The sequence below is a fragment of the Snodgrassella sp. ESL0324 genome (assembly GCF_013344955.1).
Taxonomy (GTDB): domain Bacteria; phylum Pseudomonadota; class Gammaproteobacteria; order Burkholderiales; family Neisseriaceae; genus Snodgrassella; species Snodgrassella alvi.
The window spans coordinates 22987-35636 of record NZ_JAAEDS010000008.1 but is presented as its reverse complement, the minus strand read 5'-3'; the positions used below and the strand labels follow the sequence as shown (position 1 = coordinate 35636).

The window sequence follows — 12650 nt, the reverse complement described above, 5'->3', positions numbered from 1 at the left end:
TATACAATTAAGTCAATACTGTGAGAGAACACTATGAATAAACCCGTAGCAGTATCCAAAACCAAATCCTCCGGTACCAGTTTCAGTTTTGAAGGCAAAAACCTTAAAACTGAACAGATTGTACGCGGAGAAGTTGTCGCGAAAGACGAAGCTGATGCACGCGCCAAGCTAACCCGGCGTCAAATTCGTGTAATACAGATTGCTAAGGTCAAAAAACAGCGCCAAAAGAAAATCAGTCAGGCAGATATTACCGTCTTTACCCGGCAATTATCCACCATGATGAAATCCGGTCTGCCTATGATGCAGGCTTTCGATATTGCAGCCAAAGGCCATTCCAACCCGGCAATGACCCAGCTACTGTTGCAAATCCGCTCTGATGTTGAGCAAGGTACATCTCTGGCAGAGTCTTTTGCCAAACATCCGAAATATTTCGATCATTTTTACTGTAATCTGGTGCATGCGGGTGAGGCCGGTGGTGTACTAGAGGCTATTCTTGACAAGCTGTCGGTATATAAAGAAAAAACTCAGGGTATCAAGAAAAAAGTTAAAAGTGCATTAACCTACCCAGCTGTAGTTGTAGTTGTTGCAATTGCACTGGTAATCGTCATGATGATGTTCGTATTACCTTCATTTGGTAAAGTTTACGAGGGTATGGGCGTACCATTACCTGGTTTGACTCAGTTCATGATGAATATTTCCGATTTCTTTGTACATTACGGCGTATTTGTCATCATCGCACTGATAGGTGGCGCAATTGGCTTATTTAAGTGGTATCAGAACTCAGATGATCTGAAAAAACGTTTTGACTATATGCTGTTAAAAATGCCTATTTTCGGCCAAATCGTTCGTAAAGCCACCATTGCACGCTGGTCTCGTACAACAGCAACTCTATTTGCAGCAGGCGTACCATTGGTAGAAGTTCTTGATTCAGTTGCCGGAGCCTCCGGTAATATTCGCTATGAAGAAGCTACTCAGGAAATCCGTGCCAAAGTTAATCAGGGTATTTCTCTTACCTCAGCCATGCAGGCAACAGAGTTGTTTCCGAACATGGTGATGCAAATGGCTTCAATCGGTGAAGAATCAGGTTCTTTGGATGATATGCTCAATAAGGCCGCAGAATTCTATGAAGAAGATGTAGATACTGCCGTTGCACAACTGTCTTCATTGATGGAACCGATTATTATGGTTGTACTCGGTGGTATTGTCGGGATAATTCTGGTTGCCATGTATTTACCGCTATTTAATATCGGTAATGCCGTAGGTTAATACCTGATGTTAACTGATACTCTGTTTTTTAGCGTCATTGCATTAATATCGGGATGTGCTGTTGGCAGTTTTCTGAATGTAGTAATCTATCGTTTACCTATTATGATGGAACGAAGCTGGCAGGCAGAAGCACGAATGGCATTGCAACTGCCTGCAGAACACACCAGTCGCTTTAATCTCTGTGTTCCGCATTCAGCCTGCCCGCACTGTCAGCATAAAATCCGCTGGTGGCAGAATATACCTCTTGTCAGTTATATACTGCTACGCGGACGCTGTGCTTCATGTTCAGCATCCATCAGCCCGCGCTATTTTTGTGTAGAATTATTAACCGGTATTGCATTTGCTGCAGTAGTCTGGCGTTATGATGTCACACCTGTTGCTGCGGGCGGTCTGATACTGACTGCCGCACTGATTGCACTGACTTTTATAGATGCCGAAACCCAGCTGTTGCCTGACCAAATCACCTTACCTCTACTCTGGCTGGGTTTACTGTTTAACTGGTATTGTGAATTTGTTCCCTTAGCTTCTGCTGTCTGGGGTGCTGTATCGGGCTATCTGAGTTTGTGGTCACTTTTCTGGTTATTCAAACTACTAACCGGTAAAGATGGTATGGGTTATGGTGATTTTAAACTACTGGCTGCCCTTGGTGCGTGGATGGGCGCTTCTGCATTGCCTTTAATTGTATTTATGGCAGCAATTGTCGGTATTATTGCTTCACTAGTTCTCAGAGTTGCCCGCAGCCAGCCTATGGCTTTTGGTCCGGCACTGGCCATTGCAGGCTGGATTGTGTGGATGACAAACAGTCAGATTAATCAGTTGATTCACTGGTGGCTGCGTCTTTCCGGGTTTAGTACATGACGTTCTGGATAGGTCTGTCCGGTGGCATAGGTAGTGGAAAATCTGCCGTAGCAAGCTGTTTTACTGCTCTGGGCATACCAGTACTGAATGCAGATGAAATCGCACACCAGCTTACTGCTCCTGGTGGTCTGGCGTTACCTGAAATCCGTAGACAGTGCGGGAATAATCTATTTCTTACTGACGGCAGTCTGGATCGGCCAAAACTGCGTAATTGGGTGTTTGCCGATTCACAGAATCGTATTCTGCTGGAAAATATTCTCCATCCGTTAATTCTGCAAAGTCTTCAGCAAGCAAAACAGCAAATCGTTTTGAATCAGCATTTTGGAATTATTGAAATTCCTTTACTGGCAGAAAAACCGGAATTTCAACAACTGGTACAACGTATACTCATTATCGAAGCACCGGTTAACATATGTATTCAAAGAGTTCGGCAGCGCAGTAATCTGGACGAATCAACAATCCGTGCTATCATGGCGCAGCAGGCTGACAGTAATAGCCGGAAAGCCATTGCCGATGACATCATTATCAACGATGGCAACTGGGAGGAACTTAACCGGAAAGTTATCCAGCTGCATCATTTCTATCAAGCTCTAACACCAGCCAAGTTATGACAGATATTATCCATTTCGAACATCCTTTGTCTGAGCGCGTCCGTAATTTCCTGCGCATAGCACATCTGTTCAAACACTTCCATGAAGTAGTGATACGCAGTGAAATCTGGGCACATCATTGTGCATTATTCTCACTATTCGAAATCATGGAAGCAGCAGCACGTGCCGAATTGAAACTGGATATTCTGCAAGAACTGGAACGACAAAAAAGTCTGGCCAGACAACGTGGTGAAGAAGGTAAAAATGTCCTGGTAGATATACAAACTGCAATTACAAATCTGCAAAGTGTTCAGCAAAAATTCGGACAGCATTTGCGCGAAAATGAATGGCTGATGGCAATCAAGCAGCGCATGTTCGTACCCGGCGGTACCAGCCCATATGATTTGCCTTCCTATTATTACTGGCAACAAAAAAAACCGGCAGAACGTGAATTACAGTTACGCCAGTGGATCCAAAGTCTGTTACCTACTTATGAAGCCATCAAACTGCTACTGGAAATTCTCCGTCAAAACAGTCTGTCTGTAGACTGTCTGGCAACAAGCGGAAGTTATCAGCACAACAGCCTTGGACAGAACATTCATCTACTGGGTATTAATGTTTCCCAAAATGCCACTGCACTGCCAGAAGTATCTGCTAATAAATATTTTACCCATATTCGCTTTTTACAGGCATCACAACAACAGGCACGTGGCCAGGTTTTAAATACTGATATACCATTTACTCTGGTCATGTGCAGCTTTGATCCGGTAATCAAATAATGACTGAAAAAATCACCACTGTTATTTGCCCGATATGCGGGAAAAATGTTGACTGGACTCCGTCCAATCGCTTTCGTCCGTTCTGTTCAGAGCGTTGCAAAATGATTGATCTGGGAGCATGGGCTAGTGAAAATTATAATCTGCCAGCCGATGAAGATCAGCCGCTAAGTGAAGAAATAACACCATCAAAGCATTGATAAACAGCGGCAAATATCACTTATAACCTTACAAATATTCAATTTTATGACTTCCCCTGCTCTTTGTATTAAACAAGCAGTAAAAACCTATGCTAATGGTTTTACTGCTTTAAAAGGTGTCAGCTTTAGCGTCCAGCCCGGTGAATTTTTTGGTTTACTCGGTCCTAACGGTGCCGGCAAAACTACTCTCATTTCCGCAATGGCCGGACTAAGCCGCCTGACTTCCGGACAAATCAGCATTTGTGGTCATGATGTACAACTGGAAGCAAACACTACCCGTAAACTTCTGGGTGTCGTTCCGCAGGAACTGGTTTTCGATCCTTTTTTTAACGTACGTGAAGCACTGAAATTTCAGTCCGGCTATTTTGGTCTGCGCAATAACGATGACTGGATAGATGAAATTATCTCCGGTCTCGGACTGACAGATAAAGCCGACACGAACACACGTAATCTGTCTGGCGGGATGAAACGCCGCGTTATGGTTGCTCTGGCTTTAGTACACCGGCCGCCTGTTATCGTACTGGACGAACCCACAGCCGGAGTAGACGTAGAATTACGTCAGAATCTGTGGCAGTTTATTACCCGGCTGAATACAGACGGTCATACCATTATTCTAACCACACATTATCTGGAAGAAGCACAATCATTATGTAATCGCATAGCCATGCTGAAACATGGTGAAATTGTCGCACTGGACAGCACACGCAACTTACTGGATACCGAAACAGAATTACGGCTGGCATTAACTACAGATCAAACATTACCGGATAATTTACGTCATTATCTGATTAAAGAAGATGATAATAACCATTATCTGCTCAAACTCGCTGACTACAACCAGCTAACAGCCTTATTACAAATTCTGCAGACTCAGAGAATTAACGTTATCAATCTGAATATTCTGGAAAACGATCTGGAAAACGTCTTTCTGCGCCTGACCAGTGACCATGCGAAAGGCACAAAATGAGTACAATTGGTTGCTACACCCTTTTTAAAAAAGAAGTATTGCGATTCTGGAAAGTAGGTTTTCAAACTTTATCTGCTCCTATCCTCACCGCCTTGCTGTATCAGCTGATATTTGCTCATGTAATGCAGGGGCGTCCTGATATATTACCGGGAGTCAGTTACAATGTATTTCTGATACCGGGTCTGGCTATGATGTCTATGCTGCAAAATGCTTTTGCCAACTCATCTTCCAGCCTGATTCAGTCACGGATTACCGGTAATCTGATATTTATTCTGTTGCCTCCATTGGGTACCATTGCTTTCTTTTGCGCTTATGTCGGCGCTTCCATCCTGCGCGGACTGATGGTAGGTATTGGAGTCATAGCAGTAACAGCTTTTTTCGGATTAACCATGCCACATCATATCGGCTGGATCATAACATTTGCACTGCTCGGATGTGCCATTATGGGTATGTTTGGCTTACTTGCCGGCATTGTTGCAGAAAAATTTGATCAGCTGGCCGCTTTTCAGAACTTTCTTATCATGCCTTTAACATTTCTGTCCGGTGTATTCTATTCCATCAACAGCCTGCCTGAATTCTGGCGTTCACTCAGCCATTTCAATCCGGTTTTTTATATGATTGACGGCTTCCGTTTTGGTTTTTTCGGCCAGAGTGATTCCTCTCCCTGGCTTGCACTAACGGTAGTCGGCAGCTTTGCCTTCGTTTTGTGTATTCTTGTCTGCGGCATCCTGAAATCAGGCTGGAAATTACGCAATTAGACATAGCAAAACGCTATAATAGCCGCCTTACTAATAACTATTCCGGAGCCCGTTATGTTAACACCAGAAGAAGTTAAAACCATGATTGCAAACCTTCTGCCTTGTGAATATCTTGAGGTTGAGGGCGATGGTCATCATTTCTTTGCCCGGATTGTATCCAGTGCCTTTAACGGAAAAAACCGTCTGGCACGCCATCGTATGATTAAAGACGGGCTGGCGCAGCAGATTGCAAGTAATGAATTACATGCACTATCCATTACCACTGCCGCCACTCCTGACGAATGGGCTGTCAAACAGCATTAATCCGGCAAATAGACACTATTGCCATAATTGAGAATCCATATGGAAAAATTAAAAATCCGTGCTAACGGCGCATTACACGGTGAAATTGTTATTTCCGGCGCTAAAAATGCCGCTTTACCTTTGTTATGTGCCTCCTTACTGACTCGTGATACCCTGCATCTGACCAATGTGCCCATGCTACGTGATGTTAAAACCACCCAAAAACTGTTACAAGGCATGGGAGCACGTGTACTTACAGATAATATTCAGGAATTTGAAATAAACTGTAACAGTATCAATAATACCTGTGCACCATATGATCTGGTTAAAACCATGCGTGCATCTATTCTGGTACTGGGTCCCACACTGGCACACTTTGGTGAGGCTCAGGTCAGTCTGCCGGGAGGCTGTGCCATCGGATCGAGACCGGTAGACCAGCACCTCAAAGGACTTGAAGCCATGGGGGCAGAAATCAGTATTGAGCATGGTTATGTCAAAGCCCGGGCAAAACGTCTGCAAGGTGCACATATTGTTATGGATATGGTTACCGTAACCGGTACAGAAAATCTGTTAATGGCAGCAACTCTGGCAAACGGAACAACTATTCTAGAAAATGCTGCCATGGAACCGGAAGTTACCGATCTTGCTGATTGCCTGGTTAAAATGGGTGCCAATATTCAGGGAATAGGTACACCGACTCTTACTATTACCGGAGTAGAAAAGTTACACGGATGCAGTCACCGTGTCGTTCCCGACCGCATAGAAGCTGGAACTTTTTTGTGTGCAGTGGCTATGACCGGCGGCAAAGTCGTTCTTAAACATGCTGCACCTAAAACCATGCAGGCCATTCTGGAAAAACTAAGTGAAGCCGGCGCAATTATTGAAGCCGGTGAAGACTGGATCAGCATCGACATGCAACAGCGTCCCAAAGCTATCGATATCCGCACCCTCCCCTATCCGGCATTTCCTACCGATATGCAAGCACAGTTTATGGTAATGAATAGTATTGCCAGCGGTAACAGTAAAGTAGTAGAAACCATTTTTGAAAACCGTTTTATGCATGTACCCGAACTTAATCGCATGGGTGCCCGGATATCCGCTGAAGGTAATACTGCCATTGTGGAAGGTGTGGAACAATTATCCGGTACAACTGTTATGGCTACCGATTTACGCGCTTCTGCCAGTCTGGTACTTGCCGGTCTGGTAGCCAGTGGTGAAACTACTGTTGAACGTATTTATCATCTTGATCGCGGCTATGAAAATATAGAACAGAAGCTAGGCGGTGTGGGCGCAATTATTGAACGTGTCAGCGACCACTAATCATCAGTAAATCGCACCGACATATCCGCATATATATCCGGATATGTCCTTTTATACATTACAAAGCAATTAAAATTCAATTTGTCATATTTTAAATTTCATAAATATATTAAATAAATTAAAAATAAAATTAATTATGCATAATTTTTAATAAAAAACAGATATTTACATAATAAAAAATCATATTATTTTAAAAAAAAATATAGATTATTTGATATAAATCAAATTTTATACCGGTTATACAGAGTATATATACCCTCAGATTATGATACATAAAGCTTTGATTTATAATGATTAAAACTTAAACATCATAATTAGCGCTGATTCTGACTAGTCAGCAAACTTTATTTAAGAATATAAACTTTAATCAAGGAGATTCAGGATTATGGAAACTTTAAACAATTTATACAGACAGCAAAATAATTCCCAGCCAAGAACTGAAATAAACTCTCTGAAATCAGCAGCTTTTGCAGAAAGTCCTAATTCAGCAAACACTAATGGTCTTATTCAGGGTAATGACTGGGTAAAAGACAGATACGTATTCAGAAACGGCCACGGACAACATACTATCAGTGATCAGGGATATGATAGTTCTGACTCTTATTGGCAACAACAACGCAATGATATTGTTTTTGAAAATATCAATTCCGCTGAGGCATTATTTAAACGCTCCGGTAATAATTTGATTATTTACACTAATAACTCCAGAGACTCTATTATCTTAAATGATTATTTTGACTATAATAAAAACAGCCGCGCTTTTAACTTCATTTTCAATGATAAAACGATAACCTACGAAAATCTGAAGAGTGATTATACCTTTAGTGTAAACGGTGATAATAATGACAATATCATTAATGGCTGGCAGGGTAAAGATCTACTGTATGGAGGTAATGGTAACGATACTCTTAACGGCAACGACGGCGATGATACTCTCTACGGCGATGCCGGCAATGATATCTTAAATGGTGGTAATGGTAACGACACCCTTTATGGCGGTACCGGTAATGATACTCTGAATGGAGCTGATGGCGACGATATTATCAACGGCGATGATGGAGAGGATATTCTCTATGGCGATGCCGGTAATGACCAGCTCAATGGGGGTTACGGCAACGATACCCTGAGCGGAGGTAATGGCAACGATATTCTTAATGGTGATAGTGGAGATGATATTCTCTACGGCGATGCCGGTAATGATGTGCTTAATGGCGGTTACGGCAATGATACGATAACTGGCGGCACTGGTTTTGATATTCTCAATGGTGGCTATGGTAACGATATTCTCAATGGCGGCGATTACGAAAAAGATCAGTATATCTTCCAGCGGGGACATGGGCAGGATATTATCAATGATAAAGGGGATGATTACGCCATTTCTTACTGGCAACAGAAACGCAATGATCTGGTCTTTCAGGGTGCCAATTCAGTAAATGCCCTATTTACCCGTGCCGGTAATGATCTGATTATTCGTGCCTACGGCACTACTGATTCCGTTACTTTGCCGGATTATTTTGATTTGAATAAAAGCAGCCGTGCCTTTAACTTTATCTTTGATGATAAAACCATCACTTACGAAAATCTCAAAACCGATTATGGTATTACATCCAATGGTGATGCCGGTGACAATACCCTTATCGGCTGGGTAGGTAAGGATATTATGAACGGAGGTAATGGTAATGATGTCCTGTGGGGTAGAAATGGTGATGATATCCTGAATGGCGGCGATGGCAATGACGAACTCAACGGAGAAAACGGTGACGATATTCTTAATGGCGGCTACGGTTATGACACATTAAATGGTGGTGCCGGTAATGATATTCTTAATGGCGGAGATTTTGAAAAAGATCGTTACCTGTTCCAAAAAGGGCACGGACAGGACATTATTAATGATATGAGTAAACCTAATCAGACTTCTGCAATTAATGACCTTGTCTTTCAGGGTGCGAAATCTGCGGATGCTGTCTTTACCCGCTCTGGCAATAATCTGATTATCAGTGCTTATGGCTCAAATGATTCTGTCACCTTAATTGATTATTTTGACTATATATTAGGCAGTAGCGCAAATAGTAAAATAGATAGTAGGTTAGACAGTCGCGCATTTAATTTTATCTTTGATGATACAACGATCACTTATGAATATCTCAAAAATAATTACACCTTTACTGCTAATGGCAATGATCAAAATAATATTATTAGAGGCTGGGAAGGCAAAAATATTCTGAATGGTGGTGCCGGCAACGATACATTATATGGTGATGGTAGTAATGATATTCTTATCGGCGGGACAGGTAATGACATACTCTATGGAGGAGGCGGACAAAAAGACATTTTTCAGTTCGAAAAAGGACACGGACAAGACATTATCGGTCGAGGGGTTTTTGCCAGTGATACAGCAAACAGTAATGATCTTATCTTTAAAGGAGCCTATTCAGCCAATGCTGCATTCAGCCAGTATGGAGATGATTTGATTATCCATGCCTATGGTTCTGATGACTCTGTTACTATAAATGGTTATTTTCTCGGTAGCAATAATCAGGCTTTTAATTTTATTTTTAATGATAAAACCGTTAATTATCAGTATATAGAAAATAATTATATCCTTACTGTCATAGGAGATAGTCGTAGAAACTACCTATCTGGCTGGGAAGGCAAAAATATTCTTTATGGCGGTGCCGGTAATGATGTTATATATGGAAATAAACAAGATGATATTTTAAACGGCGATGACGGCGATGACTATTTAAACGGCCAAGATGGTAACGACACTCTTAATGGTGGTGCTGGTAACGATAGATTAGATGGTGGTCATGGTTCTGATATCCTCAATGGCGGTGCCGGCAATGATATTCTTGATGGTGGCTACAATGAAAAAGACACTTATGTGTTTCAGCGCGGACACGGACAGGATATCATCCAAGAAAGTTATTATATCAATGAATCTGTAGAAGTGAATGACGTTATATTCGAGGGAGCAAATTTTGCAAATGCAGTATTTATCCGCTCTGGTGATAATCTGGTTATCCATGCCTATGGTAGCGATGACTCTGTTACTATAAATAATTATTTTTACAAAAATGGTTATCTTTATCCTAATAGTAATAGCCATGCTTATAATTTTATTTTTAATGACAAAGTAATTACGTATTCCGACCTTGTTAATAACGATTACTCTTTTACTGTTATTGGTGATAATACCAATAACAATATTTATGGCTGGGATGGTAAAAATATTCTTAGCGGCGGTGGCGGTAATGATTTTTTATATGGGCAAAACAAAGATGATGTTCTGAATGGAGATGATGGCGATGACGAACTCAACGGAGCAGATGGTGACGATATACTTAATGGTGGTGATGGCAATGACAAATTATATGGCGGTAGAGGTTCTGATGTTCTGATCGGAGGTACAGGCAATGACATCCTAAACGGTGGTTATAATGAAAAAGACACTTACCTGTTTCAGTATGGTCACGGACAGGATATTATCATTGAAGGATACAATGGTAACCAGCCAGTATATGCTAATGACGTTATTTTTGAAGATGCCTATTCTAATGATGCCTCTTTTACCCGTTCCGGAAACGATTTAATCATACATGCCTATCACTCCAATGACTCTGTCACCATAACTGATTATTTTACTAATCCACAATCTTATAATTTTATTTTTACAGATAAAACTATCGATTATGAATATCTTAAAAATAATTACACTTTTACGCCCACGGAGATTATTAATAAAACAATAACGGGTACCAATGGTGACGATATTCTGAACGGAGGTGTGGGTAATGATACTCTCTACGGGCAAAGTGGCAATGATACTCTGAACGGAAATGATGGCAACGATATTTTATGGGGCGGAGACGGCAATGATATCCTGAATGGCGGTAACGGCAATGATACCTTATGGGGCAATAGTGGTTATGACATACTGAATGGTGGCGCCGGTAATGATATCCTGAACGGAGGTGACAGAGAAAAAGACCGTTATCTGTTTCAGCGCGGACACGGACAGGACACTATCAATGATACTGGACGTACTGAATATTTAAATGAGGTTGATGATATCGTTTTTGAAGGTGCCAATTTTGCCGATGCAGTTTTTATCCGTTCGGGCAAAGATTTGATTATCCGTGCCTATAGAACTGAGGATTCTGTTACCCTGACTGATTATTTTACTAATAATTTTACTAATGCGTTCAATTTTATTTTTAACGATAAATCCATTGATTATCAATATATCAAAAATAATTTCACTTTTACTGCAGATGGTGATGATACTGATAACACAATCAAAGGCTGGAGAGACAGTAAAAATATTCTGAATGGCGGTGCCGGTAATGACATTCTGAACGGAGCAGATAAGGATGATGTTCTGAATGGCGGTGATGGCAATGATAGTTTGTATGGTAACGGCGGCAGTGACACCCTTAATGGTGGTGCCGGTAATGATTTTCTTGATGGAGGTGCTTCCGTAGATCGTTATTTATTTCAGCGCGGACACGGACAAGACACTATTAATGATAACTTTCCCTTCGATGATGTTAATGAAGTCGTTTTCCAAGGTGCTAATTTTGCTGATGCCGTATTTACCAGCTCTGGCGAAAATCTGATTATTCATGCTTACGGTTCAAATGATTCTGTCACTATTAATGATTATTTCTATAATGGCACTTATAAACCGGCCAAAGCTTATAAATTCATTTTTGAAGATAGAATTATCACCTATCAAGATTTTCAGAATTATTATACCTATATTACCTATGGTGATAGCAGTAATGACACAATTAATGGTTGGGAGGGCAAAAACATTATCAGTGGCGGTTATGGTAATGACAAGCTATATGGTCAAGACAAAGATGATATTTTGAATGGTGATGATGGAAATGATATTCTAAATGGTAAAGACGGAAATGATATTCTGAATGGCGGTGATGGTGATGATAACCTACATGGAGGCAGTGGCTTTGATATACTGAATGGCGGTGCCGGTAACGATTATCTGGATGGTGGTATGTATGAAAAAGATCGTTATCTGTTTCAGCGGGGTCACGGACAGGATATTATCGATGATAGGGGGAATGATATATCCAGTGAATATAATGATATTGTTTTTGAGGGAACAAATCTTACCAATGCTGTATTTAGCCGTTCTGGTTATGATCTGATCGTGCGGGCATATGGTACTAATGATTCTGTAACTTTGAGTAGATACTTTGATTCTAGTGCACGAGCCCATTCTTTCAACTTTATATTTGATGATAAAACCATCAGCTATCAAGATATTATTAAAGGAAATTACTTGTCTGCCCAAACCGGTAAATCCGGCTATGGTCTAACTTCAAAAAGTTTACTTAACCGTGATTTATTGACCAGAAATTCTACTCCTGTAGCAAATGAAAGTCCGGCTGTAGCCACTCAGGCTCAGCAACTGGCTTCAGCTATGTCCGGTTTTACCGCCAGACATGATAGTTCTCTTTCCGGCATGCCGGATCAGATACAACAATTTGTTCAGAAAAATAATTTTGCTGCCTATTGGGGCACTTAAATCATAGATGATTTAATTAAAGCGGCTACCGAATATCATTTCGGTAGTCGTTTTTTTATTTATTCAATATTGATTGTGA

General features: G+C 41.1%; 10 protein-coding genes. All 10 read left to right on the top strand.

The window, feature by feature from the left end; all coding sequences use genetic code 11:
- Positions 1-33: 33 nt before the first annotated feature.
- The gene (locus tag GYY70_RS01565; RefSeq protein ID WP_084547381.1) at positions 34-1266 is read left to right on the top strand and encodes a type II secretion system F family protein; all 1233 of its coding nucleotides are present in this window, start codon (positions 34-36) and stop codon (positions 1264-1266) included.
- Positions 1267-1272: 6 nt separating this feature from the next.
- Positions 1273-2124 (top strand): A24 family peptidase, encoded by an 852-nt coding sequence (locus tag GYY70_RS01560; RefSeq protein WP_174831024.1) that lies wholly within the window; start codon positions 1273-1275, stop codon positions 2122-2124.
- On the top strand, positions 2121-2735 hold the full coding sequence (gene coaE, locus GYY70_RS01555) for a dephospho-CoA kinase (RefSeq protein WP_174831022.1): 615 nt from the start codon (positions 2121-2123) through the stop codon (positions 2733-2735). Before GYY70_RS01560 ends, coaE begins: the two co-directional genes overlap by 4 nt.
- A gap of 5 nt (positions 2736-2740) precedes the next feature.
- Positions 2741-3493, top strand: a complete 753-nt coding sequence (gene zapD, locus GYY70_RS01550; RefSeq protein ID WP_174831065.1) for a cell division protein ZapD — start codon at positions 2741-2743, stop codon at positions 3491-3493.
- Positions 3493-3690 (top strand): DNA gyrase inhibitor YacG, encoded by a 198-nt coding sequence (gene yacG, locus GYY70_RS01545; RefSeq protein ID WP_174831020.1) that lies wholly within the window; start codon positions 3493-3495, stop codon positions 3688-3690. Before zapD ends, yacG begins: the two co-directional genes overlap by 1 nt.
- Before the next feature lie 46 nt (positions 3691-3736).
- Positions 3737-4657 (top strand): ABC transporter ATP-binding protein, encoded by a 921-nt coding sequence (locus GYY70_RS01540; protein ID WP_096765324.1) that lies wholly within the window; start codon positions 3737-3739, stop codon positions 4655-4657.
- Complete coding sequence (locus GYY70_RS01535; protein WP_174831019.1) at positions 4654-5415, top strand: ABC transporter permease; 762 nt, start codon at positions 4654-4656, stop codon at positions 5413-5415. Before GYY70_RS01540 ends, GYY70_RS01535 begins: the two co-directional genes overlap by 4 nt.
- Before the next feature lie 54 nt (positions 5416-5469).
- Complete coding sequence (locus tag GYY70_RS01530) at positions 5470-5718, top strand: BolA family protein (protein WP_025329856.1); 249 nt, start codon at positions 5470-5472, stop codon at positions 5716-5718.
- 39 nt (positions 5719-5757) lie between these two features.
- Positions 5758-7017, top strand: coding sequence for a UDP-N-acetylglucosamine 1-carboxyvinyltransferase (gene murA / locus GYY70_RS01525; RefSeq protein WP_174831018.1), 1260 nt, complete (start codon positions 5758-5760; stop codon positions 7015-7017).
- A gap of 385 nt (positions 7018-7402) precedes the next feature.
- The gene (locus GYY70_RS01520) at positions 7403-12571 is read left to right on the top strand and encodes a calcium-binding protein (RefSeq protein ID WP_174831017.1); all 5169 of its coding nucleotides are present in this window, start codon (positions 7403-7405) and stop codon (positions 12569-12571) included.
- The last annotated feature ends 79 nt before the right edge of the window (positions 12572-12650 follow it).

Bases quoted from the DNA above. Each gene is read 5' to 3' on its own strand.
- GYY70_RS01565 (WP_084547381.1), top strand. From the start codon at position 34: ATGAATAAACCCGTAGCAGTATCCAAAACCAAATCCTCCGGTACCAGT.
- GYY70_RS01560 (WP_174831024.1), top strand. From the start codon at position 1,273: ATGTTAACTGATACTCTGTTTTTTAGCGTCATTGCATTAATATCGGGA.
- coaE (WP_174831022.1), top strand. From the start codon at position 2,121: ATGACGTTCTGGATAGGTCTGTCCGGTGGCATAGGTAGTGGAAAATCT.
- yacG (WP_174831020.1), top strand. From the start codon at position 3,493: ATGACTGAAAAAATCACCACTGTTATTTGCCCGATATGCGGGAAAAAT.
- GYY70_RS01540 (WP_096765324.1), top strand. From the start codon at position 3,737: ATGACTTCCCCTGCTCTTTGTATTAAACAAGCAGTAAAAACCTATGCT.
- GYY70_RS01535 (WP_174831019.1), top strand. From the start codon at position 4,654: ATGAGTACAATTGGTTGCTACACCCTTTTTAAAAAAGAAGTATTGCGA.
- GYY70_RS01530 (WP_025329856.1), top strand. From the start codon at position 5,470: ATGTTAACACCAGAAGAAGTTAAAACCATGATTGCAAACCTTCTGCCT.
- murA (WP_174831018.1), top strand. From the start codon at position 5,758: ATGGAAAAATTAAAAATCCGTGCTAACGGCGCATTACACGGTGAAATT.
- GYY70_RS01520 (WP_174831017.1), top strand. From the start codon at position 7,403: ATGGAAACTTTAAACAATTTATACAGACAGCAAAATAATTCCCAGCCA.